22 protein-coding genes are annotated in these 23,996 nt (G+C 60.7%); 10 read left to right on the top strand and 12 right to left on the bottom strand.

Annotation, left to right across the window (positions count from 1 at the left end; genetic code table 11):
- Together ACIQ1A_RS07640 and ACIQ1A_RS07635 are read left to right on the top strand one after the other, a co-directional pair.
- Positions 1-342 (top strand): YceI family protein (locus ACIQ1A_RS07640; protein WP_395770471.1); only part of this gene is annotated, 342 nt, incomplete at its 5' end.
- 103 nt (positions 343-445) lie between these two features.
- Positions 446-634, top strand: a complete 189-nt coding sequence (locus ACIQ1A_RS07635) for a zinc-finger domain-containing protein (RefSeq protein ID WP_395770470.1) — start codon at positions 446-448, stop codon at positions 632-634.
- A 1-nt stretch (position 635) separates the two neighbouring features.
- Here the strand turns inward: ACIQ1A_RS07635 and ACIQ1A_RS07630 are convergent, their stop codons facing one another.
- Positions 636-1,538: a lipid A biosynthesis lauroyl acyltransferase gene (locus tag ACIQ1A_RS07630; RefSeq protein ID WP_395770469.1), complete on the bottom strand. Its 903-nt coding sequence runs from the start codon at positions 1,536-1,538 to the stop codon at positions 636-638.
- Positions 1,539-1,567: 29 nt separating this feature from the next.
- Between ACIQ1A_RS07630 and waaA the strand changes: the two genes are divergently transcribed.
- Positions 1,568-2,863, top strand: a complete 1,296-nt coding sequence (gene waaA / locus ACIQ1A_RS07625; RefSeq protein WP_395770468.1) for a lipid IV(A) 3-deoxy-D-manno-octulosonic acid transferase — start codon at positions 1,568-1,570, stop codon at positions 2,861-2,863.
- 10 nt (positions 2,864-2,873) lie between these two features.
- On the opposite strand, the gene ACIQ1A_RS07620 is transcribed toward waaA, so the two are convergent.
- The 3 genes from ACIQ1A_RS07620 to ACIQ1A_RS07610 form a co-directional block, all read right to left on the bottom strand.
- The gene (locus ACIQ1A_RS07620; RefSeq protein ID WP_395770467.1) at positions 2,874-4,229 is read right to left on the bottom strand and encodes a TolC family outer membrane protein; all 1,356 of its coding nucleotides are present in this window, start codon (positions 4,227-4,229) and stop codon (positions 2,874-2,876) included.
- A gap of 14 nt (positions 4,230-4,243) precedes the next feature.
- Entirely contained in the window at positions 4,244-4,897 is a 654-nt protein-coding gene (locus ACIQ1A_RS07615; protein WP_395770466.1) for a protein-L-isoaspartate O-methyltransferase, read from the bottom strand.
- A gap of 105 nt (positions 4,898-5,002) precedes the next feature.
- Positions 5,003-5,641 carry a TetR/AcrR family transcriptional regulator gene (locus ACIQ1A_RS07610; RefSeq protein ID WP_395770465.1) on the bottom strand — a complete coding sequence of 213 codons (639 nt, stop codon included), beginning with the start codon at positions 5,639-5,641 and terminating at the stop codon, positions 5,003-5,005.
- A gap of 69 nt (positions 5,642-5,710) precedes the next feature.
- On the opposite strand from ACIQ1A_RS07610, the gene ACIQ1A_RS07605 reads away from it, so the two are divergent.
- The 6 genes from ACIQ1A_RS07605 to ACIQ1A_RS07580 all read left to right on the top strand — a co-directional run bounded on the left by ACIQ1A_RS07605 (position 5,711) and on the right by ACIQ1A_RS07580 (position 13,628).
- The gene (locus tag ACIQ1A_RS07605) at positions 5,711-6,823 is read left to right on the top strand and encodes an efflux RND transporter periplasmic adaptor subunit (RefSeq protein ID WP_395770464.1); all 1,113 of its coding nucleotides are present in this window, start codon (positions 5,711-5,713) and stop codon (positions 6,821-6,823) included.
- Entirely contained in the window at positions 6,820-9,975 is a 3,156-nt protein-coding gene (locus tag ACIQ1A_RS07600; protein ID WP_395770463.1) for an efflux RND transporter permease subunit, read from the top strand. The genes ACIQ1A_RS07605 and ACIQ1A_RS07600 overlap by 4 nt, the downstream gene beginning before the upstream one ends.
- 19 nt (positions 9,976-9,994) lie before the next feature.
- The gene (locus ACIQ1A_RS07595) at positions 9,995-10,858 is read left to right on the top strand and encodes an alpha/beta fold hydrolase (protein ID WP_395770462.1); all 864 of its coding nucleotides are present in this window, start codon (positions 9,995-9,997) and stop codon (positions 10,856-10,858) included.
- A gap of 85 nt (positions 10,859-10,943) precedes the next feature.
- Positions 10,944-11,651, top strand: coding sequence for an SIMPL domain-containing protein (locus tag ACIQ1A_RS07590; RefSeq protein ID WP_395770461.1), 708 nt, complete (start codon positions 10,944-10,946; stop codon positions 11,649-11,651).
- A 254-nt stretch (positions 11,652-11,905) separates the two neighbouring features.
- Complete coding sequence (locus tag ACIQ1A_RS07585; protein WP_395770460.1) at positions 11,906-13,096, top strand: alginate export family protein; 1,191 nt, start codon at positions 11,906-11,908, stop codon at positions 13,094-13,096.
- An 88-nt stretch (positions 13,097-13,184) separates the two neighbouring features.
- Entirely contained in the window at positions 13,185-13,628 is a 444-nt protein-coding gene (locus tag ACIQ1A_RS07580; RefSeq protein WP_395770459.1) for a CopD family protein, read from the top strand.
- Between the two features lie 72 nt (positions 13,629-13,700).
- Here ACIQ1A_RS07580 and ACIQ1A_RS07575 read toward each other — a convergent pair whose 3' ends face one another.
- The gene (locus tag ACIQ1A_RS07575) at positions 13,701-15,809 is read right to left on the bottom strand and encodes a cytochrome D1 domain-containing protein (RefSeq protein ID WP_395770458.1); all 2,109 of its coding nucleotides are present in this window, start codon (positions 15,807-15,809) and stop codon (positions 13,701-13,703) included.
- 271 nt (positions 15,810-16,080) lie between these two features.
- On the opposite strand from ACIQ1A_RS07575, the gene ACIQ1A_RS07570 reads away from it, so the two are divergent.
- Positions 16,081-18,195 (top strand): TonB-dependent hemoglobin/transferrin/lactoferrin family receptor, encoded by a 2,115-nt coding sequence (locus ACIQ1A_RS07570; protein WP_395770457.1) that lies wholly within the window; start codon positions 16,081-16,083, stop codon positions 18,193-18,195.
- A gap of 7 nt (positions 18,196-18,202) precedes the next feature.
- Here ACIQ1A_RS07570 and ACIQ1A_RS07565 read toward each other — a convergent pair whose 3' ends face one another.
- The 7 genes from ACIQ1A_RS07565 to ACIQ1A_RS07535 form a co-directional block, all read right to left on the bottom strand.
- Positions 18,203-18,592 (bottom strand): SirB2 family protein, encoded by a 390-nt coding sequence (locus ACIQ1A_RS07565; RefSeq protein ID WP_395770456.1) that lies wholly within the window; start codon positions 18,590-18,592, stop codon positions 18,203-18,205.
- A gap of 1 nt (position 18,593) precedes the next feature.
- A complete protein-coding gene (locus tag ACIQ1A_RS07560) occupies positions 18,594-19,826 on the bottom strand; it encodes an NnrS family protein (RefSeq protein ID WP_395770455.1) in 1,233 nt (410 codons plus the stop codon).
- Between the two features lie 80 nt (positions 19,827-19,906).
- On the bottom strand, positions 19,907-20,146 hold the full coding sequence (locus tag ACIQ1A_RS07555) for a hypothetical protein (protein ID WP_395770454.1): 240 nt from the start codon (positions 20,144-20,146) through the stop codon (positions 19,907-19,909).
- Positions 20,147-20,261: 115 nt separating this feature from the next.
- Complete coding sequence (locus ACIQ1A_RS07550; RefSeq protein WP_395770453.1) at positions 20,262-20,981, bottom strand: ABC transporter ATP-binding protein; 720 nt, start codon at positions 20,979-20,981, stop codon at positions 20,262-20,264.
- Positions 20,974-22,188, bottom strand: coding sequence for an ABC transporter permease (locus ACIQ1A_RS07545; RefSeq protein WP_395770452.1), 1,215 nt, complete (start codon positions 22,186-22,188; stop codon positions 20,974-20,976). Before ACIQ1A_RS07545 ends, ACIQ1A_RS07550 begins: the two co-directional genes overlap by 8 nt.
- On the bottom strand, positions 22,185-23,381 hold the full coding sequence (locus tag ACIQ1A_RS07540) for an efflux RND transporter periplasmic adaptor subunit (protein ID WP_395770451.1): 1,197 nt from the start codon (positions 23,379-23,381) through the stop codon (positions 22,185-22,187). Before ACIQ1A_RS07540 ends, ACIQ1A_RS07545 begins: the two co-directional genes overlap by 4 nt.
- Position 23,382: 1 nt before the next feature.
- Positions 23,383-23,985, bottom strand: coding sequence for a TetR/AcrR family transcriptional regulator (locus ACIQ1A_RS07535; RefSeq protein WP_395770450.1), 603 nt, complete (start codon positions 23,983-23,985; stop codon positions 23,383-23,385).
- Positions 23,986-23,996 lie beyond the last annotated feature (11 nt).

Here is a 23,996-nt window from a genome sequence, read left to right as displayed (position 1 = left end):
TCCACCGGTGTGGCCAAACTCGACCAGCATCTGCTGGGCGCTGATTTCTTCGATGCCGCCAAATACCCGACGGCCAGCTTCAAGAGCAAGTCGGTGCATGTGGCCAGTGCCAAGGAACTGCATGTCAGCGGCGACCTGACCATCCATGGCGTCACCAAACCGGCCACGCTGACCGTGAAGGTCAACGGCATCGGCAATCATCCGATGAAGAAGATTCCGGCAGCCGGCTTTGATGCCAGCACCGTGATCAAGCGTTCCGATTTCGGCGTGGGCGCCTATGTGCCGGCGGTCAGCGATGAAGTCCGCATCAGCATCACCTTGGAAGCCACCGAGGCCAAGTAAGGCCCCGCGGTGTCGTGTTGCGACAAAACCCGCTTCGGCGGGTTTTGTTTTGCCGATTGCCGTGTGAACGGGTAAAATGGCCGCTCATACAGGAGTCCGCCGCATGACCGCCAACGCCGCCAATACGCCGAAAGAAACCGTGATTGAAGTGACGCGCGCGCAGTTGCCGTTGACCTGCCCGAGCGCCGACATGGCGCTGTGGAACCAGCATCCGAAAGTCGTCATTCCGATCGAGGCCAATGGCACGGCCAAGTGTCCTTACTGCGGCGCGGCCTACCGTTTGGCCGATTGATTCAGTACGGGCTTTGCCCGTCCGGCTGGCGCTTGAAGCGGGCGTGCAGCCACAGATACTGCTCCGGACAGCGGCGGATCATCGCCTCGAACAGCGCCATGACGCGTGCGGTGTCGGCCACCGCATCGTCGCTGGGAAAATCGTCGAGTGCGCGTCCGATTTCAATCTCATACCCGCCCTCGGAGGTGCGTCGGTGGAACAGCGGTACCACGGTAGCGCCGCTGAGTTTGGCCAGTTGATGGGTGGAGGTCAGACTCCAGGCCGGGTTGCCGAAGAAAGGAACAAATACGCTGTCGCCACGGCGTGTTTCCTGATCGGGGGCGAACCAGAGAACGCCGCCCGCTTTCAGATGGCGCAGCACGGCCCGCAATTCATCGCGGGTATACATGGCCGCGGTGTAGGCGCGTCGTCCTTCGCTGACGCTCCACTCGAAGGCGGCCGAATCGAAGGGACGGTACATGCCGCCGATGGCCGCATGCCGGGCGAGGATCTTGACGCAGTATTCCAAAGTCATCAGATGCGCCGAGACCAACAACACCCCTTTGCCGCGGGCTTGGGCGTCCTGAAGATGATTCAGGCCATGAATCGGGGTCAGCGCATCGGCCGGACGAAGATTTCCCCACCAGCCGCGCGCGAATTCAAACAGCGAGAAAGCCATGGAGTCGAAGCTGTCGCGCCAGAGTTTTTCCTGCGCCGCTTCGTCCAGTTCGGGAAAGCACAGGCGGATGTTGGTTCGGGCGATGTGCCCGCGCTCGCGCATCAGCAGGCGCATCAGCCGCGCCAGCAGCCAGGCCAGAGGCCGGTAACAGGCCCAAGGCAGGTGCGCGATCAGCCAACCGCACCCAATGCCGATCCAGGACGGCAGGTGCGCAAACAGGGCGGGGCGGGGAGAGGGCGGCGGCACGTGCAGTGTCCTGGGTTATGCTTATCCAAATGGCTTCCGTATCTTATCCCATCCTTTCGCGCCTGATGTATGCCGCCCTCTGGGTGCTGGCCCTTCCGGCCGTCATCCTGCTGCTGCTTTTCCGCAGTCTGGCGCAGCCGGCCTATCGGCGGCATCTGTCCGAACGTTTTTCAATCTATGCGTCCCCTTCTGGGGTCGCGCCGCTGTGGTGCCATGCCGCTTCCATGGGCGAAGTGCATGCCTTGAAACCCCTGCTGCTGGCCTTGCGCACGGACTTCCCGGAATTGCCGCTGTTGATTACCTGCCAGACGCCGGCCGGCCGTCATGCCGCGCAGGCGCTCGCGCTCGGGTCCTGCACCACGGTGTATCTGCCGATGGATCTACGTTGGCTCACGCACCGGTTTCTCGCCCATTTCCGGCCGCGCGCCGCATTGATCGTGGAAACCGAAATCTGGCCGAATCTTTTTCAGGCCACCCATCGCGCCGGCGTTCCCCTGATGATGGTCAACGCCCGTATCACCGAGCGTTCGTTACGTCGTTATCGCCGGTTCGGCGGTGTGTTCCGCGCTGCCTTGACGATCCCCGAGGCCATTCTTTGCCAAAGCGCTGCCGATGCCCGTCGATTTGTTGAGGCCGGTGCCCGCGCCGAGGCCGTGTCCGTCACCGGAAATTTGAAGTGGGATCTGGCCGTGGATGCCGAAATGATGGCCTCCGGCCTTCGCCGTCGCGCGGCTTGGGCACAAACACCGGTCTGGATGGCGGCCAGTACGCATCCCGATGAAGAAGCGGCGGTGCTGTCGGCGCATGCGGCGGTGCTGGCGCAGTGGCCGATGGCTTTGTTGGTCTGGGCGCCGCGGCATCCCGAACGTTTTGCCGCGGCTGTCGCGGCCGCACAAACGCGGGGCCTTCAGGTACAGCGCCGCAGTCTTCAGCCGGAACCTTCCGCCCAGGCGCAGGTGTTCGTGCTTGATACGCTCGGTGAACTGCGCAGCTTCATGCCCGGCATGGATCTGGTTTTCGTCGGTGGCAGTCTGCAGGCCATCGGCGGCCACAATGTGTTGGAGCCGGCGGCGGTGGGTGCTCCAGTGCTGGTCGGCCCGCATACGGCGCATTTCGCCGACAGTGTGGCGGCGCTCAGTGAAGCGGGCGGTTTGCTTCAGGTGGCCGATGCCGATGCGCTCGTGCAGCAGGTCACTGCGTTGTTGGCCGATCCGGCACGGCGTGAGCGGATGGCGGTTGCCAATAGCGCCTGCGTGGCAGCGAACCGCGGAGCGCTGGAAACAACAAAGGCACGGGTTTCCCCGTGCCTTGGTACTGCAGACTGATTAACCGGAATTACTGCAGTTTGGCTTCAGCGTCTTCGGTCAGGAAGCGGTTGACCGTTTCCACATCCGCCACTTCCAAGGTGCCGGCGGCTTGTTTCAGGCGCAGGGTGTTGACCAGATAGTTGTGACGGGCACGCGAGTATTCGCGGGCAGCGGTGAACAGCTGCTGTTGCGCCAGCAACACATCGACGATGGTGCGCGTGCCGACTTCAAGACCGACTTCGCCGGCTTCCAGCGCGGATTTCGCGGAAACCACCGCCAAGCGGCGGGCCTCCACTTCAGCCAGTCCGGACTCCAGGTTGCGGTCGGCATTGCGAACCTGACGCGCGATCTGGCGCTTGGTCTGTTCCAGCTGCTCGGCGGCGATATCGCGGTTGGCCACGGCCTGACGCACACGGGATTGGGTGGCACCACCGGTGAAAATCGGCACCACCAGCGCCACGTTCACGCCGGTCGAGGTGGAGTCCTTGGCCGAGAACGGTCCGGTATTGCCGTCTTTCAGAGTGCTGTCACTCCAGCTGGCGCTGGCATCGAGATAGGGCATGTGCCCGGAGCGGGCCAGACGGACATCGTCTTCGGCGGCTTTCAGGGCGTTTTCGCGGGCAATCACGTTGGGATTGTTGGCCAGCGCGTCATTGACCAGCTCTTCGGTGGCTTTGCGGGATTCACCGACGGGTTGGAAATCGTTCGGCAAGCCCTTGATGCGCGACTCCGGCAACGGGCCGGTGATTTCAAGCAAGGCTTCGCGTGCATCAATCAGCACGTTGCCGGCCAGAATGGTGTTGGCGCGCGAGGAATCGTAACGGGCACGGGCTTCATGCACGTCGGTGATCGGGGCGAGACCGACTTCCAGGCGCTTTTCGGCCTGATCGAGCTGACGCTTGACCGCGCGTTCTTCGGCACGCGATGCCGCCAGGCTGTCGATGGCAGTCAGCACATTGAAGTAGGCTTCCGAGACGCGGATGATCAAGCTGTCGTTGGCCGAATCCAGTTCCGAATCCGATTGCAGGGCGCGGGCTTTGCTGCCCGAAAGCCGGGCATAGTTGCCGTAGTTGTAAATGCTCTGGCTCAGGCTGGCGCTGTTCTGCTGCTGGGTGCTCGAACTGCTGAAGGTGGTGTTGTTGTTCAGTGTGCCATCGGTATCGTTCTTGTTCAGGCTCATGCGTCCGTTGATCTGCGGCAGCAGATTGGAACGCGACTGCACCACGCCCTCCTTGGAGATGGCGTTCTGCGATTCACTGATGGCCAGCGTCGGGTCGCCTTGGCGCGCCTGGGTGTATGACTGGACCAGATCAACGGCGAAGGCCGGCGAAGAACTCAGTGCCAGTGCGGTGGCCAAAGCCAGGGGGGTCGCTTTGAAACGCATGCGGAATTCCTTCATCAAAGGGAAAAGCGGTCAACCGGCTGGGCACCGGTGAGGTAGGGGATATCGGTTTCGAACAGGCTTTCGGTATCGAAGCCCTGCGCGGTGCGGGTCAGGCATACCGCTTCCTGCACCGGCGACTGGCCGCGGATGATGAACAGGCGGCCACCGGGGCGCAGCCAGTTCAGAAAGGATGGCGGCACCTCGGTGACGGCACCGGTTACGGCGATGGCATCGAACTGCTGGCCCGGATCGAAGGCCAAGGCATCGGCCTGCTCGAAACGGACGTTGTTCAAATCAAGTTCGGCCAAACGGGTTTTGGCGGCGGCAATGAAATCGGCATGCAGATCGACGGTGACCAGAGAGCGGCACAGACGGGCCAGGCAGGCGGTGATGAAACCGGTGCCCGTGCCGATTTCCAGCACTTCATCATTCGGCTGCAGTTTCAGGCCCTGCAACATGCGACCTTCCAGCACCGGCTTGAACATGGTTTCGCCGTGGCCGATCGGCAAGGCGGTATCGGCGAAGGCCAGGTCACGGTAGGCCGGCGGCACGAAATTCTCGCGTGGAATCGCCGACATCGCGGCCAGCACCTGCAGATCGACGATGTCCCAGGGGCGGACCTGTTGTTCGATCATGGCGTGGCGTGCGTGTTCAACATTCATCGTCATTGCGTATATCCTCCGGCAAGAGCGCATATTGTAAGGCTTTTGCCTGTGTGCAGAAAGTGATTATCCCTGTTCGCCGTGGCCTGAAAACGTGCCAAAAGTCATCTTTCAAGACGTTTGCGGACGATAGGCACGAAGGAAGAGAGAAACCACTTCCTTGACATGGGTTTCGCGTTCGGCTTTTTCCGGCGGCGGACACAGGCCCATCATGACCCGCATGTAGACCAGACCTTTGAGCAGGCAGAAAAAATGTTCGGCGGCCAGGCGCGGTTCCGCAATCGCCAAGGCGCCGCTGCGCGAGGCCTGCTCGAGGAAGCTGCGCATCTCCGACAGCATCCGGGCCGGGCCGGCGTTGAAGAACAGGCCGGCATGATCGCCGTCGGCACCGGATTGCTGGATGATCATCCGGTGCAGGGTCAGCGCCTTTTCGTCCATGATCAGGTCGAGAAAGCCGTTACCGATGGCGCGCAGGGCCTGCTCCAGATCGAGGCCGGGCGCGGGTTTGAAGCTGCTGGCCGGAAGCTGCTGCTCGCAGCAGTCAATCACCGACTGCGTGTACAGGTCTTCCTTGTCGACGAAGTGACTGTACAGGGTCAGTTTCGAGACGTTCGCCTTTTCAGCGATTTCCATCATGCTGACGCCGGAAAAACCTTTGGCCGGAAACAGCTCGGCCGCGGCCTGCAAAATGGCCTGGCGTTTTTCCGGATTTTTCGGGCGTCCGAGTTTTTGGGGATTTCGCAGATTCATCACATTAGTGTACCAATTAGTACAATATAATGATAGTATACCAATCAGTACAATAATTCGGATATCCCCATGCGCCGCTTCCCCCTCCGCCCTCTTGGCCTTGCCGCTGTCCTATTGCTGACCCTGAGCGCCTGTTCCAGCGGCCCGGAACCCGATTCCCGGCGCTTGGTGCTGGTCACCCAGGCGCAGCCCAGCGGTGCCGCCTCCCAGGTGTTTGCCGGTGAAGTCCGGGCCCGTGAGGAAGTCACTCTGTCGTTCCGGGTGGCTGGAAAAATCGCCAACCGTTACGCCGACGCCGGAACCCGGGTGCAGGCCGGCCAGATTCTGGCGCGTTTGGACGACGATGATCTTGCCTTGCAAAGCCAAGCCGCCGACGCCTCGGTGCAGGCCCTGCGCGCCGACCGCGATCTGGCGGCGGCCGAGTTAACCCGCTATCGCGAACTGGTCGGCAAACAGCTGGTGTCGCAATCCCTGTATGACAGTAAAAAAGCCCAGGCGCAGGCGGCGCAGTCCCGCTATCAGCAGGCGGTCGCACAATCCAAAGTCAACAGCAACCAGACCGGCTATGCCGTGATCCGTGCGCCTGCCAACGGGGTCATCAGTCAGCGCTTGGCTGAAGCCGGACAGGTGGTTTCCGCCGGCCAGCCGGTGTTCGCCTTTGCCGCCGATGGTGCCCGTGATGTTTCCATTACGGTTGCCGAACAGCACCTGCCGAATCTTCGTGTCGGGCAGCCGGTGAAGCTCGAACTGTGGACGCAGGAAGGTCAGGTTTACGAGGGTAAAATCCGCGAAATCGCCGCCGCCGCCGATGCCCTGACCCGCACGTATGCCGTGCGCGTGGCCTTCGATGATGCCGCTGCGGTGACCCAGCTCGGCCAGAGCGCGCGCGTGTACATGACGGAAACGACCGATCAGGGACTTTCGGTGCCCTTGTCGGCCTTGACTGAAAGCAATGGCAAACCGGCGGTCTGGGTCATCGCCCGGGATGGCCGCCTGCAGAAACGCGGTGTTGCCGTTCGCCGTTACGGCGCGCGCAGTGCCGAAATCAGTGCGGGTCTGGCCCAGAACGAGTGGATTGTGCAGGCCGGCGTGCATCTGCTGCGCGAAGGCGAAAGCGTGCGCGCGGTCGATGCCGACAATCGTCCGGTGGCCGTGGCCGGCACCACCAAGGCTGCGCGATGAGCGTCAATTTATCCGCCTGGGCGATCAAGAACCGCACCTTGGTGCGTTATGCCATGCTGGTGCTGGCCCTGGTCGGCATTTTCAGTTATCAGAAGCTGGGCCAGTCCGAAGATCCGCCATTCACCTTCAAGGTCATGGTGGTGCGCACCTTCTGGCCGGGGGCGACGGCGGCTGAAGTCAGTCAGCAGGTGACCGACCGCATTGAAAAGAAACTGCTGGAAACCGGGCAGTACGAATTCCTGCGCTCGTATTCCAAACCCGGCGAGTCGATGGTGATGTTCATGGCCAAAGACGCCATGACCTCCGACCATGTTCCCGAGCTGTGGTACCAAGTGCGCAAAAAAGTCGGAGATATCCGGCACACGCTGCCGCAGGGCGTGCAGGGCCCGTTTTTCAATGACGAATTCGGCGACACCTTCGGCAACATCTACGCACTCAGCGGCGAAGGCTTCGATTACGCCACGCTGAAGAACTACGCCGAACGCATCGAACTCGAACTGCACCGCGTTCCGGATGTGGCGAAAGTCGAGCTGGTCGGACTGCAGGATGAAAAGATCTGGATCAACCTGTCCAACACCAAGCTGGCCACCCTCGGCCTGTCGATGTATCAGGTGCAACAGGCCATCGATGCCCAGAATGCGGTCAACAGCAGCAGCTTCTTCGAAACCGAAACCGACCGCGTGCAACTGCGCGTCAGCGGCGGATTTAAATCCATCGACGAAATCCGCAACTTCCCGGTGCGCGCCAACGGCCGCAACTTCCGGTTGGGCGAAATCGCCGAAGTGTCGCGCGGATTTGCCGATCCGGCCGCGCCGAAAATGCGCTTCATGGGCAAAGAAGGCATCGGCATCGCGGTCTCGATGCGCAAGGGCGGCGACATCATCGCGCTCGGCGAACAGCTTGAAACGGAATTCCAGCGTCTGCAGAACACCCTGCCGGCCGGCATCAAGCTCGAGAAGGTGTCGGACCAGCCGGCGGCGGTCAAGCATTCGGTGCGCGAATTCGTCCGCGTGCTGGCCGAGGCGGTCATCATCGTGCTGCTGGTCAGCTTCTTCTCGCTCGGCAAGCGTCCAGGCTTGGTGGTGGCTCTGTCGATTCCGCTGGTGCTGGCGATGACTTTCGCGACCATGTACTACTTCGGCATCGGACTGCACAAAATCTCGCTCGGCGCACTCATTCTCGCGCTCGGACTTTTGGTTGACGACGCCATCATCGCGGTTGAGATGATGGCCATCAAAATGGAGCAGGGCTTCGACCGGCTCTCGGCGGCTTCATACGCCTATACCAGCACGGCTTTCCCGATGCTGACCGGAACGCTGATTACCGCCGCCGGATTCCTGCCGATCGCCACCGCCAATTCCTCGACCGGCGAATACACGCGATCCATCTTCCAGGTGGTCACCATTGCCTTGTTGCTCAGCTGGATCGTGGCGGTCATCTTCATTCCTTTCCTGGGCTACCGGCTGTTGCCGGATGCGCATACGCCTGAAACGCCATCAGCCCGCAAACCGTCCCGCTTGAAGCAACGTCTGTCGCTGCTGCTTCCCCGCGTGGTGCAGGGCTGGCTGGCGGATTCCCACGCCGCGCATCAGGACCCCTACGGCACGCCGTTTTACCGCCAACTCAAACAATGGGTCGGCTGGTGCCTGCAGCACCGGCGAACCGTGATTCTGGGCACCATTGCCGCATTCGTGGCTTCGGTACTGTTGTTCCGTTTCATTCCGCAGCAGTTCTTCCCGTCGTCCACACGGCTTGAGCTGATGGTCGATGTGGAGCTGGCCGAAGGCGCTTCACTCATAGACACCCAGCGTGTTGCCGAGCAGCTCGAGCGTGAGCTGGCCAAACGCAAGGAACTGGTCAATTTCGTCAGTCATGTCGGCGCCGGTTCGCCGCGCTTCTATCTGCCGCTCGACCAGAAACTGCCGCAGGCCAATTTCGCGCAATTCGTCATCCTGACCAAGGACATCGAGTCGCGTGAGCGGACCCGGCTCTGGCTGATTGATTTGATGCATGAAAAATTCCCGACCGTGCAGACGCGGGTGTCGCGTCTTGAAAACGGTCCGCCGGTCGGCTATCCGATCCAGTTCCGGGTTTCCGGCGAGCACATCGATGAAGTCAAACGCCTTGCCCATGCCGTGGCCGACAAAGTGCGCGCCAATCCGCATGTGGCCAACGTCAATCTGGACTGGGACGAACCCAGCAAGATTGTCCGTCTGAACATCGACCAGGACCGCGCCCGCGCATTGGGCATCACCTCCACGCATCTGGCCGCATTCCTGCGCGGATCGCTGTCGGGCACCAATGTCAGCACCTACCGCGAGGGCAATGAGCTGATTGAAATCCTGCTGCGTGGTCCGGACAACGAGCGCGCCAATCTCGATCTGCTTGGCAGCCTGTCGGTGCCGGTCGACTCCGGCACCAGTGTGCCGCTGTCGCAGATCGCCACGCTCGAATACACCATGGAAGACGGCATCATCTGGCATCGCAATCGCCTGCCGACCATTACCGTCCGTGCCGACATCTACGACGAAACCGCGCCGCCGTCGGTGACCGCACAGATTCTGCCGGAACTGGAAAGCATCCGCGCGGCACTGCCGACCGGCTATCTGCTGGAAACCGGCGGCACTGTGGAAGACTCCGACCGTGGCTCCAAATCCGTGGCCGCCGGCATGCCGCTGTTCCTTTTGGTGGTAATGACCCTGCTGATGCTGCAGCTGAAAAGCTTCCGCCGTGCCTTCATGGTGCTGCTGACCGCACCGCTGGGCCTGATCGGCGTGACCGCCTTCCTGTTGATTTTCCGTGTGCCGTTCGGCTTCGTGGCCATGCTGGGCACCATCGCGCTGTCGGGCATGATCATGCGCAACTCGGTCATCCTGGTCGATCAGATCGATCATGACATCCGTGCCGGCAGTGCGCCCTATGCCGCCATCATTGATGCCACCGTGCGCCGTTTCCGCCCGATCGTGCTGACCGCACTGGCGGCGGTGCTGGCGATGATTCCGCTGTCGCGCAGTGTGTTCTTCGGCCCCATGGCGGTATCGATCATGGGTGGACTGATCGTGGCAACCCTGTTGACCATATTCTTCCTGCCGGCCCTGTACGCGGCCTGGTTCAAGGTCGAGCGCGATACGCCGGCGCAGTCGGTGCATTGACGGCGCGGGAGACGAAACCATGCAGACCATCGAGATTGCCGTAGGTGCAGACGATCGCCTGATCGGGCATCTGTTTAAGGCTGAACCGGCAAGCCGGAAAGGCCGCAGCGTCATCGTCGGTCCGGCCACGGCGGTGCCGCAGACCTTCTATTACAACTTCTGCCGCTATCTTGCCGGTCACGGATTCGACGTGCTCACCTTTGATTTCCGCAGCGTCGGTCAATCGAAGCTGCGTCCGATCCGGGAGTATGCCGACATCGGATTCTCGTCGTGGGCCGAACAGGATTATCCGGCGGTCATCGACTGGATGCATGCGCAGCACCCGCAGCAGCCGCTGTACATCGTCGGCCACAGCGTCGGCGGCTGGATGCCGGCCCTGACCCGCGCCAGTGGCCGCATCGATGGCCTACTCGGCATCGCGGCTTTGTCGGCCTATTGGCCCTTGATGGCGCGCCCGCACCGCTATTTCCATTGGTTCGCATGGCGCGCCTTGGTGCCGTTGAGCACAGCCGTGTTCGGGTATTGGCCGGGATGGGCCGGGCTCAGCCATGATCTGCCCACCACGCTCGGCCGCGAATTCGCCGAATGGGCGCAACAGGCCGACTTCGTGTTCGATGCCCGCCAATTCGATGCCCGGGGCAATGCCCGTCAATTCAACGGCCATCTGCATCTTTACCAGATCAGCGACGACCCCTGGGGCACGCCGGAAGCGGTACGCAGCCTGATTACCCATTATCCGAATGCACGCAGTGCCGCCATGGAAACCCTGCGTCCGGCGGATTTCGGAGGCAAAGCCATTGGCCATCTGAATTTCTTCCGCAGTGCGCACAAGGACACCCTGTGGCCGCACGCCCTCAAGCAGCTCGAAGCCTTCGGCGGATAAACGCCGCATAACCGGTGCTGCGTGCCGCATCGCCAAGGTGCCCGGCTTTTGCTTTAATAGGCCGACCCGTTACGAGGAACACCTGATGTCCACTTCGACTCCCAAAAGCGCCTGGATTCTTGCCGGCGGCATTCTGTTTGGCCTTTTCCTCTTGGGGCTGACCCTCGGTCAGAGCCTGATCCGGTTCAAGGAATACGAACGCACGGTCACCGTCAAAGGTCTGTCGGAGCGCAACGTGCCGGCCGATACCGCGCTCTGGCCGGTGACCTTCGCGGCCAGCGGCAACGAATTGTCCGCGGTGTATACGCAGCTCGAGAAAGACGGAGTCAAGGTCCGTCAGTTCCTGCGGGATAAAGGCTTCAAGGATGAAGAGATCACGCTCTCGGCACCGAACGTGAATGACAAGGGGCAGTACGCCGATGACAATCGCGGCGGATTGCGCTACTACGCGACGCAGACCGCCACGGTGTACACCAAGAACATCGATCTGGTGCGGGCGATGAACACCCAGATCGCCGAGCTCGGCAAGCAGGGCGTGGGAGTCGGCGGCGGTTATCAGTCCACCGATTATCAATTCTCCGGGCTGAACGCGCTCAAGCCGCAGATGATCGAGGAAGCCACCCGCAACGCCCGCCAGGTGGCCCAGAAGTTCGCCGAAGACTCCAACAGCAAGCTCGGCAAGATCAAATCGGCCAGCCAGGGTCAGTTCAGCCTGGAGGCGCGCGATGCCAATACCCCGCACATCAAGGCCGTGCGGGTGGTGGCGACGGTCGAGTATTACCTCTCGGATTAAGCCGTTCAGGCGCGGACCCGCCGATTGTGGGACAATAGCCCTCAATTCATCCAGAGTATGCCGTCATGAGAAAAGCTCGCGCCCGTCGTCGCGCTGCCCGCCTGAAAGGCCGGTAAGCCCAAGAAACCCGCCGAATGGCGGGTTTTTTATATGCCTGACCTGAGCATTATGATTCGTGGCATAAGCTTGATGTAGGTCAGGGCAGGTGTCAGATGAGGCTCCTAGACTGTCTTCAGTTGTCCATGGAGATGCTCATGATGTACGTCCGCTTTGCCCTCAGTCCCCTGATGCTGGCTTTGCTTGCCAGTCCTGTTTTCGGCGCCGATACCGGCTCAGGAAAGATTCTGTTCGATACACGTTGGCGACTGGAAAGCGTTGACGATGATGCATTCGCCGATTCGGCCTTGGCCAACACGCTGCGTGCGCGTCTGGGTTACCAGACGGCCGTGCATTCGGGCTGGAGCGGTGTCATTGAGCTGGAAGCCACTCAGCATCTGTTCGGCGAAGATTTCAACAGCACCGCCAACGGTCAAACAGCGTATCCGACCATACTTGACCCGGATAACAGCGAGCTGAACCAAGCCTATGTGCGCTATGCCCCGGAGGCGTCAAGCCAGTTCACGCTTGGTCGCCAACGCCTTCAATGGGACAATCAGCGTTTCTTCGGCAATGTCGGTTGGCGGCAGAACGAGCAGACCTTCGACGCCCTGGATGTGCAGCACGCCTTCAAGAATGGCCTGAAATTCCGCTATGACTATCTGGATCGGGCGCAGCGGGTGACCGGAGCCGATCATCCGAATGAAAATCTGGCCCGTTACCAGCTGGACGCGCATCTGCTGGCGCTGAGCGGAAAAGCCGGGCCGGGTACCTTGACCGGCTACGCCCATTTCATCGACAACCAAACCCTGCCGCTGACTTCGCACCGCAATCTCGGCCTGCGTTATACCGCCAAGAAAGAGATGCCGGACGGTATCGGCTGGTTGGCCACGGCAGAATATGCCAAACAGGATGCCTACGCCGATGGCGCTGTGGCCATCGATGCCCATTACCTGTTGCTGGAGGGCGGTCTGGTCTGGAAATCCAATACCTTTAAAGCAGGCTGGGAACAACTGGGCGGTAACGGTAATTACGGCTTTGCCACTCCATTCGCCACCCTGCATGCTTTCAACGGCTGGGCCGACAAATTCCTGAATACGCCGGTTGATGGTCTGGACGATGCCTATCTCAGCTGGAACCGCAAATTCGGCAAGACCACCGCCGTTGCGGCTTGGCACGATTACCAGTCCGATGCGGGCAGCCGTCACTACGGCAGCGAATGGAATGTATCGCTGGCCTATGCCTTCAATAAACACTGGGCCGGCTTGCTCAAACTCGCCGACTATCAGGCGGACACCTTCGCGCGGGATACCCGCAAGCTTTGGGTCAGCGTCGAATACGTATACTGATCAGGCATGTGGTTCGTTTTGAAAAGCCGCCGAAAGGCGGCTTTTCGTTGACGAAATATCGACCATTAAAAAAATAGGTGAATCGAAAATGCATTCCTACATTCTGCTGCTGCATCTTCTCGGGGCCTCAATCTGGACTGGCGGCCACCTCCTGCTAGCGCTGACGGTGCTGCCCGATGCATTACGCCGTCGATCGACGGAAGCGCTGATGCGCTTCGAATCCCAGTTCGAACGCATCGGCATACCCGCGTTGGCTGTGCAGGTGCTTACCGGGCTCTGGCTCGCCCATGACATGCTGCCCGACATCACAATGTGGTTCAATCTTGCCGTGCCCATGGCGCGCCCTATCGCGTTGAAGCTGGCGCTGCTGGCCTTGACCGTAATCTTGGCTGTGGATGCACGGTTGCGTGTGATTCCAAGACTTTGTGCGGAAAGCTTGAATGACCTTGCCTGGCATATCGTTGCGGTCACGCTGATTGCTGTGGTATTTGTGGCAACGGGCGTTGCATTCCGTGCCGGTTGGTTTTACTGATCCGGGTGATATGCCGGAAAAAGAAAACCCCGGCCGCAGCCGGGGTTTTCGGGATGTACTGGCATACCGGACTCAGTAGATATCCTTGCCGGTATTGAATACATTGAATTTACCTGTCGGCGTAATCAAGCGGGGATCCTTGATGACTGCCTTCAGCTTGCGGGTTTTGTCATCAACAACGACCAAGGCCGATTTCTGATCTTTGCCGTTCCAGACTGAGAACCAGACCTCATCACCGGCAAGATTGTATTCAGGCTGTACCACGCGCTTGGGACCTTCACCCAGATCGGCCCATTCGGCTATCGGGAGCACTTCAAAGCCGGCAGCAAGGTTCTTGGTATTGAATACTGCGATGCTTTGGCTGATTTTCGGGTCCGGATTCAACGTGGTGTCGACCCACAGATTATTGGATTTCGGATGGGTTTTGACGAACAGCGAGCCGCCGCCCTGACCTTTGGCCACTTCAACGACTTTCCAAGCGTATTGCGGGTGCTTTTCAGGATCGGTTCCGATCATCGTCACTTTCTCATTGCCGAGTGCCGAAGTGACCCAGACTGGACCATATTTGGGATGATTGAAGTTGGCGCCGCGTCCGGGATGCGGAATTTTGTCGACATCGACAAGAGCAGCCATTTTCTGTGTGCGGGAGTCAACCACGGCAATCTTGTCGCTTTGGTTGGCAGCGGTCAGGAAATACCGGTGCGAAGAATCCCAGCCGCCGTCATGAAGGAAACGTGCAGCATCGAGCGTCGTGATTTTCAGATTGATGATATCGCGGTAATCAACCAATAGAATACGGCCGGTTTCCTTGACGTTGACGATGAATTCCGGGTGCTCGTGACTGGCTACAATGGCGGCGACGCGAGGCTCCGGGTGATACTCCTGCGTATCCACAGTCATGCCCCGCGTGGACACGATTTTTTTCGGCTCCAGGCTCGGACCATCCATGATGACGAATTGCGGAGGCCAGTAGGCACCGGCGATGGCGTACTTGTCTTCATAGCCCTTGTATTTCGATGTTTCCACCGAGCGGGCTTCGAGGCCGATTTTGATTTCTGCAACCCGATCCGGCTTGGCCATCCACAGATCGACAAGATCAATCTTCCCGTCCCGGCCAATGGTATACATATAACGGCGCGAATCGGATGGCCTTGAAATATGCACGGCGTAACCGGTTTTGATGACATTGATGATCTGCTTGGTGTCACCGTCAATCAAGGCGATTTCACCGGAGTCACGAAGGGTAACTACAAAGATATTATCGATGTTGTAGCCGTTCATTTTCTTGGTCGGGCGTTTGTCGACCGGTATCACGACCTTCCAACTTTCCTTCATTTCCTTCATGCCCCATTCCGGCGGGCTGGCGGGTTCATGCTGAACATAGCGGGCCATCATGTTGACCTGCTCGGGACTTAGGTCGCCAGAGGTGCCCCAATTCGGCATGCCGGCCGGCGAACCGAATTTGATCAGAGATTCAAGGTACTGAGTGCCTTTCTTTCGTGTGATATCGGGAGTCAATGGTTTGCCCGTGGCGCCTTTGCGGAGCACGCCGTGGCAGCCGGCGCAGCGCTCGAAATATATCTTGCTGGCTTGTGCGAATTCGGCTTTGCTCATCGGTGGCGCGTCCGGATTGATGATCATCTCCACACCCATTGAGCCTGCGGTAGATGGCGCACCCTGATAGTTCATCACGCCTTCCTTGGTCGAGGGATGGCGCTCACCTTGAGCTTTGTCATCGGAAACCGCAAGCTTGACCCGCTCGGCCTTGACCTGCGGCGCAGTTACCAGTTTCGGCGTATTGCCCCAACTGGCGTAAACATAGCCGACAATGTTGGCGATTTCCTCATCAGACAGATGGCTCATGGCGGGCATGACACCGTCATAATCGACGCCGTTGACCTTGAGCTTGCCCGTGATGCCTTTGAGGATTGACGAGAGTACGGTCGCCGGGGTGTTGGCGCTCAGGAAGTCGGAACCTGCGAGCGGGGGGAACGCCCCGGCCAGCCCCTTTCCATCGGGCTGATGGCAAGCGGCACAGTTGGCCAAATATGCGGCTTGGCCGGCCTCAAGGGCAGCTTTCGGCGGCCGCTCGTTGCTGATGTCACTGGTTGCCACCACGCCGCCGATGACGCTTAGGCCGATTGACAGTACCAGAAGTTTCTGCAAGGGTTTTCTTGCCATGGGATATGCCTCGTTAAGTAAGGAAAATGCACGTCTTTCCGACGTCCTGCGGCCATAGTGCGCCCCACCGATTAGCGATTCCCTGACCTAGGTCAAGTCAAGACCATGTTGCTTTCCAAGATTGACAAAATGCCTGTATCCGGCCAGCCGGATGGCTTACTCTGTGCGGAGATCGATGCCATGGAATCCGTTGATGCGAAAACCGCTCGTCACCGCAGTAGCGCTCATTTTTAGCCAAACCCTCCCAGCCCAGTCCATCCCGGCCGATATTATGGATTCAGTGGTTGTCGTCGGCCAGCGCCGTCCCGAGCCGATTGAGCAAGTTGTCGGCGCGGTCAGCGTCATCGACCACGAGAACATGCAGAAACGCTCGGTGCAGCGCATCGACGAGATGGTGCGTTACGTGCCCAACGTCGAAGTCACCCAGGACAGCAACCGCTTCGGCAACCAGGGCTTCAACATCCGCGGCCTGGAGGGCAACCGGGTCAGCATCGAAATTGACGGCATTCCGCTGTCCGACAGCTTCTCCGTCGGGCAGTTCGCCTCCGCCGGACGCGATCTGGTCGAGCTAGGCGTCATCGATCATGTCGAAATCCTGCGTGGTCCGGCGTCCACGCTGTATGGCAGCAAAGCCCTGGCCGGCGTAGTAGCCTACACCACGCTGGATCCGGTCAATGCCGACTTTTCCGACGGCATGCTGCGCGCCGGAGCCAGCCTTGGTGCGCACTCGCGCGACGACAGCCAGAGCTGGTCTGCAAATATAATGGCCAGCGGATTGGAAAAGCGTTTTACCTTTCTCGCTGCGGCAGGCCAGATCAGCGGCCATGAAATAAGCAACCACTCCGACGCCCCGGAAGACCAAGCCAATCCAGCCGACAGCCATCGCAACAGCGCATTGCTGAAGTTCGGCATGGATTTCGCCTCCGCCGGACGCTGGCAGCTGGCCGTTGATCACAGCGACGGCGAACAGAAAACCGACCTGCAGTCCCTGCTGTTCGGACCGGGCCGGTTTTCCACCACCTACGCACTGACCGCCGATGACGAATACAGTCGCGACCGCGCCAGCGTGCATGGCGCCATCGCTGAACTTGGCGCGCTGCGCGACGTATCGGTGCTGCTGTACCGTCAGGACAGCGACACCCGGCAGTTCAGCGAACAATACCGCCTGACCGACCGGACCACGCGCTTCCCTTCCAAGCGCGAACGCGATTTCCGCCTCGAGCAGACCAGCACCGGCCTGGAATTGAACGCGCAGTGGCGCGGGCAGTGGCTGGGCGCCGAACACTGGCAGATCTTCGGCATCGACGCTGCACGCCATGAATACAGCAGCATCCGCTACGGCACCGAAACCAATCTGCTCACCGGCGCGGAAAGCAATGTGATTCTAGGCGAAGTGTTACCGGTGCGCGACTTCCCGAACAGCGAAAGCGAGGAGTTCGGTGTGTTCTGGCAGGATGAAATCACCCTGACGCCGCAATGGGCGGTCATTCCCGGATTGCGCTGGGAGATGAGCAGAATGCACGGTTTCGCCGACGCGGTCTGGCTGGCCGATAATCCGAATGCCGACATCGCCGGCACCGACAACGACGCACTGACCCCGAAACTCGGCCTGCGCTGGAAGGGCCTGCAGTGGTCCAGCTATCTGCAATACGTCTACGGCTACCGTGCGCCGCCGTTTTCCGATGTCAACATCGGCCTTAACCTGCCGGCTTTCAATTATGTAGCGCTGCCCAATCCCGACCTGAAACCCGAACGCAGCCATGGCCTGGAGCTGGGCCTGCGCTTCGGCGGCGAGTACGCGCAGGGCAGCCTGGCGGTGTTCGACAACCGCTTCGAGGACCTGATCGAATCGCGCGCCAACCAGGGCGTGAACGCCGATGGCCAGCTGGTGTTCCAGTCGGTCAACCGCGACAGCGCCCGTATCGTCGGCGTGGAATTTGAGTTCCAGCTGGGCCTAGACGCCTTCTGGGATGATGCCGATGCCTGGCGTCTGCAGGCCACCGGCTCGTGGTCAAAGGGCGATGATACCCAACGCGACCAGCCGTTGAATTCGATCATGCCGGCACGGATGACGCTCGGTATCGGCTATGCACCCGGCAATGGCCGCTGGGGCGCTGAACTGCTAGGCACCGGCGTGGCTGCGGTGACCCGCGTCGACCGTAGCGCCGCCGATCTGTATGCACCGCCGGGCTATGCCGTACTGGATGCCAACCTCTGGTACGAGTTCGCGCCCGACCTGCGCCTGGTACTCTCGTTCGGCAATCTGGCCGACCGTACCTACTGGCAGTGGGCCAGCATGCGCGGCGTATTGGCCAACGCCGACAATCTGCCGTTCTATACCGCCAGCGGCCGGAGTTATGCCATCAGCCTGAATGGCTCTTGGTGACCTGGCCTCAGTAAAACCAGCCCAACGGCTGGTGGCTGCGCGCCACAGACAACATAAAGGCATAGACGCACAGCGCCGCGATGAAGCACAGCCAGCGGGCTTTCAGGCTGCGTCCGCGCTTAAGCGCGAAACTGCCCAGCACCACGTACACCACAAGCAAGACCAGCTTCACGGTCAACCAGCCAGTGGCGAACACGCCGCTTGGCAGCAGGGTCGCCAGCATCAGCGCGGCCGTCAGCAGCACGGTATCTATGCTGTAACTCAGATAGCGCATCGGCGCCGACATCGCCCAGGCCCTGCCGTTCAGTAGCAGCAGGCCGCGCAAAGCGAAAAGTCCGCCGCTGGCCAGCACGGACACGATATGTACGGTTTTGATCGGCAGGTAAAACGTGATCATTTCAGTCGGCCTTTCCGTCCGCGCGCGGCGTCAGATAAATCCACACCGAACGCAGCACCCACGGTGTAAACGCCAGCAGCCAGAGTAATCCAGCGGCGCTGTGCCAGACTAGGATATCCGGCGCCAGCTCAGCACCGATCCGCACCAGCGCGGTGATCTGGATGACGATGAACGCAAATGCCGCCACGCCGCCCAGTTGCAATGGCCTACCGGAGTGGCCTTGGGTCACCCGCGTCACCATCGCCACCAGCAGGCTGCCGAAGAATCCGATGAACAGCGCATGTGCCGGTGCGCGGCCGAGCACGAACCCGCCGCCCTGCAAAAACCAAAGGCTTTGCACGCTGTACAGCAGCGCGGCGGCCGGCAGCCAGGCAAACCCGACCATCAGCACTCTCAGCAAAGCCGGCATGGTGCGGGCGCGCGGCCACCAACGCCAAAGCAGCCAGGCGCTTAATCCAGCCAGCGGCAGGTCGGCCAGCCACAGCCACGCATAGGCATGCGCCAACTCCATGCCCAGGTGCAGCATAGCCAGCAGCCAGAACAGCGCAAGCGCTCCCATCGGCCGGATCACTTTATAGCCCGGCAGAGCCGCGCTGGCGAAGAACGGCAGCATGCGGTGACAGACTGTGAAATAGATCGGCAACAGCAGTCCGAAGCCGCCGAACTTGATGGCCGCGAACATCCAATGCGCATCGCGGCTGAACAGATAGGCGAACATCAGTCCGATGCCGACGAGGCCCAGCAGCAACGCGGTGAATGCACTGACGGCATGCCATGTGGTCTGCTTCTCGCGCCAGAGTAGCATCGCCAGGAACAGGCAGCCGGCCAACCAGCCGGACAGCGTCAGCAGCAGACCGAGAAACAGCACATGGCCGAAGCCGAACAGTGACACCAGGGTCAGCACCTGCCCGGCCAGTAGACCGAAACCGACCGGAACGTAATGCCATTTGCTATAGGCCGGCAGGCCCATCCAACGCGGAAACACCGTCAGCAGGAAGCCGAACATGAACGACGGCAGCACCTGATACTGCATGATGAACGCGTGCAGCCAACCGGCCGGGATATCCAGCTGTGGCATGGCGGCTAATTGCCAACGGGAATTGATCAACCAGAAGGTCCACCATGCCATGGCCAGCAGGACATTGCCGGCTCCGACGAAGAACAGCAACCGGTGCGGCGCGGCGGCGAGCAGGCGAAGGTCGGGCATGGATGTGGAATCGAGCTTGGCGGTCATGATGGGTTTCCTGTGGATGCTTTAAGGCGCGATGCACTGGCTGTGCCTTGACGCAGGCCAATAACCGGACACATGGCTTTTCAGCCCCCGCATCCACCGCAGCACTCGGAAGGAACGTCTTCAAGCGCCGAGTCGGCAACCGGGAAGCCGGCCTGTGCCATCAACGCCAGCAGTTCCGGACCGTTTAGGCAGCTTGAAAAGCGCAGCAGGGAGGCCGCCTTGTCGAAGTCAAGCAACGCTGCGGGATCGGCCTCAGTCAGCGCCTGCTCGATGATGGCAAGGTCAACAGGAATTTCGTGTGTTCTGATGTTGTATTTCATGCGGCGTGCCTCTTTCCACGTATCCGACATCGTTGCCGAGGGTGCCGTCAGAATGGCATATTGCCGGCTCGGGTGCGTTGATGTAGGTCAGGCGACTGGTTCCAATGGCCCCGGATCAATCGAAACTGCGGCCCTCACCGGCTTCCTCGTACGTCACGCCGTCACGGATGTGGTAAATGCGTTTGAAGGTCGGAATAATCTTTTCATCGTGGGTGACCACGATGACCGCAGTTTCGAACTTGCGGGCCATCTCGTTCAATATCCGGATGACCGACATGGCGCGGACGCTGTCCAGGGGTGCGGTCGGCTCATCGGCGAGAATCACTGGCGGGCGGTTGACCAGGCCGCGGGCGATGGAAACCCGCTGCTGTTCGCCGCCCGACAGCTGTGCCGGCATGGCTTTGGCGCGGTGGGCCACATCCAGCGCCAGCAGGAGCTCCAGGGCGCTCCGGCGCGCATCGGCATTGGTATGGCCGGCAAGCATCTGCGGCAAGGCGACATTATCGGTGACATCGAGGAATGGAATCAGGTAGGGCGCCTGGAACACGAATCCGATCTTGTCGCGCCGCAAAGCGCGCAGGTCCGGGATTTTCCAGCCATCGTGGTAAATCACCTCATCGCCCAAGGTCATCCGGCCGCCGCTTGGATCAATGACCGCCCCCAGGCATTTCAGCAAGGTGCTCTTGCCCGATCCGGAGGGACCCACCAAGCCGACCACCTCCCCCGGCGCCACGATCATATTGACCTGTTTAAGCGCATCCACTGCGGTGTCGCCCTCGCCATAACGCTTGCGCAGGTCTTCGATTCGGATGCCGCGGGCGCTTTGATCATCCACCGATAGCCTCCGCCGGATCGACTTTCAGGGCGGCATATATCGCCAGGATACTGGCCAGCATGCATATCACGACCACCGCCACGAAACCGCGTACGGCATCACCGGGCTCCAGCAGGACGTATTTCGGAAAGAACGGCGCCCATGCGGTGGCGACGACCTTGCCGACCATGAAACCGATGAAACCTAAAGCGACCGCCTGCTGCATGATCATCGAGGCGATGGTGATGCTGTGCGTGCCGATCAGTTTCAGCACCGCGATCTCGCGGATCTTGCCCATGGTCAGCGTATAAATGATGAATGCGACGATGGCCGCGCTGACGATGGCCAGGATCACCAGGAACATGCCGATCTGTTTCGCGGATGTCGCGATCAGCTTGGCGATCAGGATTTCCCGCATCTGTGCACGGGAGTATACGGTGAGCCGCACGCCCTGCCGAATCGATTCCGCCACCGCTTCGGCATCGGTGCCAGGTTTCAGTTGCACCAGCACGGCGTTGACGTAACTGTTGCTGCTTTGCGTGGCGGTCACCGCATCAAGCAGGTCCGGATTGCCAGGCCGGTTGAACGCCGGATTCTGCGCCGTGCGCGCCCGCTGCTGAACGATGGCGTCGTTGTCCTTCAGGAACTGCGCCTGCTGCGCGTCTTTAAGCGGTATGAACAACATCGGATCGCCGCCCGAAGACACCATCCGGCGCGTCAGTCCGACCACGGTGTAGTCATTGCGGCGGATGCGGATGCGGTCACCGAGCGCGAAGCCGGCGGATGCGTCGGCCAGTACTTCATAGTGACTGCGGATCAAGCGCCGTCCGGCGATTAGGTAATCCGGCTGGCCGGGCTGTCCTGCAGCTCCCGGCTCGATGCCGACCACCATGGCGCGCACGTCACGCTGGCCGTCGGTCCTCATCTGGCGCACCTGCATGGTCAGGTAGGTGGCATTGGCGGCGCGATCGACGCCTTGGATGCCGAGCACGCTACGGTAGGCGTCATCGTAAATGCTTGAGGACTCGGCATAGGGACCGAGCGTGTCCTGCTGCACCACCCACAGGTCGGCGCCGCTGTTTTCCAGAAGTACATTGGCGTCGTCCACCATGCCCCGGTATACACCGGCCATGGTCAGGGTAACGCCGATCAGCAGGCCAAGGCCAACGCCGGTGAACACGAACTTGCCCCAGGCATGCAGGATATCGCGACCGGCCAGACTAATCACTGCCTGGCACCCTGGATTTCATCGATCACGTCTATGCGGCTGTTGGCACTCAAGGATTTTCTGCTGTATAAAATGATGCTTTCACCGCCGCGCAGTCCTTCAAGCACCTGAACACGGCCCTTAAGATCGACCGCGCCCAGTTTGACAGGCATAAAGCGCAAATCGCCATCTTCCAACAACCACACGCCGAGCATGCCGTCAACGCGGCGCACGGCCGCATTCGGAATAGCCGGAGCCGTCGGCAAAGTGTTCAAAACAACATTGACTTCGGCTATTTCACCAATGGCCGGCAATATCGTAGGTAGAGGAATAAGGGACACCTTTGCCAGCAACTCTTCCGTGACGGCGTCCGCATAGGACTCAACCCGCGCCACACGGCCGGCAAACGGCGCCTCAGGCTGCGAGCGCAGTGAAATCTGCGCGGCCAATCCTGCCCGCAGGCCCTGCGCGCGCTTTTGATCGAAACGGACGTTCAGCCATAAGCTGGCCGGATCGACAACTTCCAGCACCGATTGGCCGGCCACCACCGTTGTGCCCGGATCGGCCTCGCGGCGGATCACGACGCCATCCACCGGCGCTATCAGCTGCAGACTGTCGCGCAGCTGTTTCTGGCCAAGCCGGTCGGCACGCAGACCGGCCAGCTCCTGTTGCGTGGCTTCCAGGCCGGCGTGCGCCGCCGATACGGATGCAGCCGCCATGCGTTGTTCCTGGCGCTTGCTTTCAACCGATTCGGCGCTGACCATGCGCGACTTGCCGAGTTCGCTGTATCGTTTTGCCTGGGCGGATGCAAACCCGGCACGCGCTTCGGCTTCACGCACCTGCGCCTGCGCCCCCAGAACGTTCGCCTGGGCGCGCTTGATGGCTGCGTCCTGGGCGCGCAGACGCTCATCGAAATCGACGGGGTCCACTTCACCCAGTAGTTGCCCCGCCTTGACGGTATCACCTGGTTGAACAAGCACGGATTTCAAGCGCCCGGCAGCGACCGATCCGATCTTATGGACATAGCGCGCTTCAACCAGACCTATGCCTGTCAGTGCCGGCGCCAGTTCAATGCGTTCCACCTGCACCGATGTCACCGGCACCGGCGCAAGCGGACCGGAGCGCAATGCGACAAACAGGAACAGTCCGAACAGCGCCAGCAGAAAAGCCGACAGCCATAATGTTTTGCCGCGGTTGCCGAGCAAAGATTTCATGTCAGACCCTCAATCCGCGCAGATACAGGGCTAAAACGCCGGGCGCATTGCGCTGAATATGCAGAATATCGCCTGCCATCATCGATTGCATCACCAGACCCTGGATGCTGCCGATGAACAACATGACAGCGGCGCGGGCATCAAGCTCCGGATCCACTTCGCCCTGCGCTTTGGCACGCTCGATCAGACCGTGCAGGCGCGCGGCGTACATTTCAAGCAGCTGCTGCGCGAGTTGCTTGGCCGGTGACGGCCCGGGCTTTTGCAGCACGCCGAACAGCATGCGTGGCACGCCGGGATGCTCGGATACAAACTCGATATGCGCCGTGAACATCGCCTGCAATGCCGCTGTCGGCGAATCCAGCCCCGACGCGGCCTGCTCGATGCGTGCCATCAACTGTTCAGCCACCCAGCCCAAAACCGAGCCCCAAAGCGCTTCCTTGCTCGGAAAATGCCGGAATAAAGCGCCTTGCGTCACCTGCATGTGCTCGGCGATGGCGGCGGTGGTGATTTCGCCCGGATCCTGCCCGGCGGCGAGATCGATGACGGTCTGCACCGTCAGAGCGCGGCGCTCATCAGCGGATAGGTTTTTAGCGCGGGTGTTCATGCATTCATCCA

The organism is Arenimonas sp. (assembly GCF_044353605.1).
Lineage (GTDB): Bacteria > Pseudomonadota > Gammaproteobacteria > Xanthomonadales > Xanthomonadaceae > Arenimonas.
This window is presented reverse-complemented; position numbering and strand designations above follow the sequence as displayed.

Coding starts and splice junctions, on each gene's coding strand:
- ACIQ1A_RS07565 (WP_395770456.1), bottom strand. CDS start 18,592: ATGATCACGTTTTACCTGCCGATCAAAACCGTACATATCGTGTCCGTG.
- ACIQ1A_RS07605 (WP_395770464.1), top strand. CDS start 5,711: ATGCGCCGCTTCCCCCTCCGCCCTCTTGGCCTTGCCGCTGTCCTATTG.
- ACIQ1A_RS07540 (WP_395770451.1), bottom strand. CDS start 23,381: ATGAAATCTTTGCTCGGCAACCGCGGCAAAACATTATGGCTGTCGGCT.
- ACIQ1A_RS07635 (WP_395770470.1), top strand. CDS start 446: ATGACCGCCAACGCCGCCAATACGCCGAAAGAAACCGTGATTGAAGTG.
- ACIQ1A_RS07610 (WP_395770465.1), bottom strand. CDS start 5,641: ATGAATCTGCGAAATCCCCAAAAACTCGGACGCCCGAAAAATCCGGAA.
- ACIQ1A_RS07575 (WP_395770458.1), bottom strand. CDS start 15,809: ATGGCAAGAAAACCCTTGCAGAAACTTCTGGTACTGTCAATCGGCCTA.
- ACIQ1A_RS07570 (WP_395770457.1), top strand. CDS start 16,081: ATGGATTCAGTGGTTGTCGTCGGCCAGCGCCGTCCCGAGCCGATTGAG.
- ACIQ1A_RS07535 (WP_395770450.1), bottom strand. CDS start 23,985: ATGAACACCCGCGCTAAAAACCTATCCGCTGATGAGCGCCGCGCTCTG.
- ACIQ1A_RS07620 (WP_395770467.1), bottom strand. CDS start 4,229: ATGCGTTTCAAAGCGACCCCCCTGGCTTTGGCCACCGCACTGGCACTG.
- ACIQ1A_RS07580 (WP_395770459.1), top strand. CDS start 13,185: ATGCATTCCTACATTCTGCTGCTGCATCTTCTCGGGGCCTCAATCTGG.
- ACIQ1A_RS07590 (WP_395770461.1), top strand. CDS start 10,944: ATGTCCACTTCGACTCCCAAAAGCGCCTGGATTCTTGCCGGCGGCATT.
- ACIQ1A_RS07595 (WP_395770462.1), top strand. CDS start 9,995: ATGCAGACCATCGAGATTGCCGTAGGTGCAGACGATCGCCTGATCGGG.
- ACIQ1A_RS07585 (WP_395770460.1), top strand. CDS start 11,906: ATGATGTACGTCCGCTTTGCCCTCAGTCCCCTGATGCTGGCTTTGCTT.
- waaA (WP_395770468.1), top strand. CDS start 1,568: ATGGCTTCCGTATCTTATCCCATCCTTTCGCGCCTGATGTATGCCGCC.
- ACIQ1A_RS07555 (WP_395770454.1), bottom strand. CDS start 20,146: ATGAAATACAACATCAGAACACACGAAATTCCTGTTGACCTTGCCATC.
- ACIQ1A_RS07615 (WP_395770466.1), bottom strand. CDS start 4,897: ATGACGATGAATGTTGAACACGCACGCCACGCCATGATCGAACAACAG.
- ACIQ1A_RS07560 (WP_395770455.1), bottom strand. CDS start 19,826: ATGACCGCCAAGCTCGATTCCACATCCATGCCCGACCTTCGCCTGCTC.
- ACIQ1A_RS07600 (WP_395770463.1), top strand. CDS start 6,820: ATGAGCGTCAATTTATCCGCCTGGGCGATCAAGAACCGCACCTTGGTG.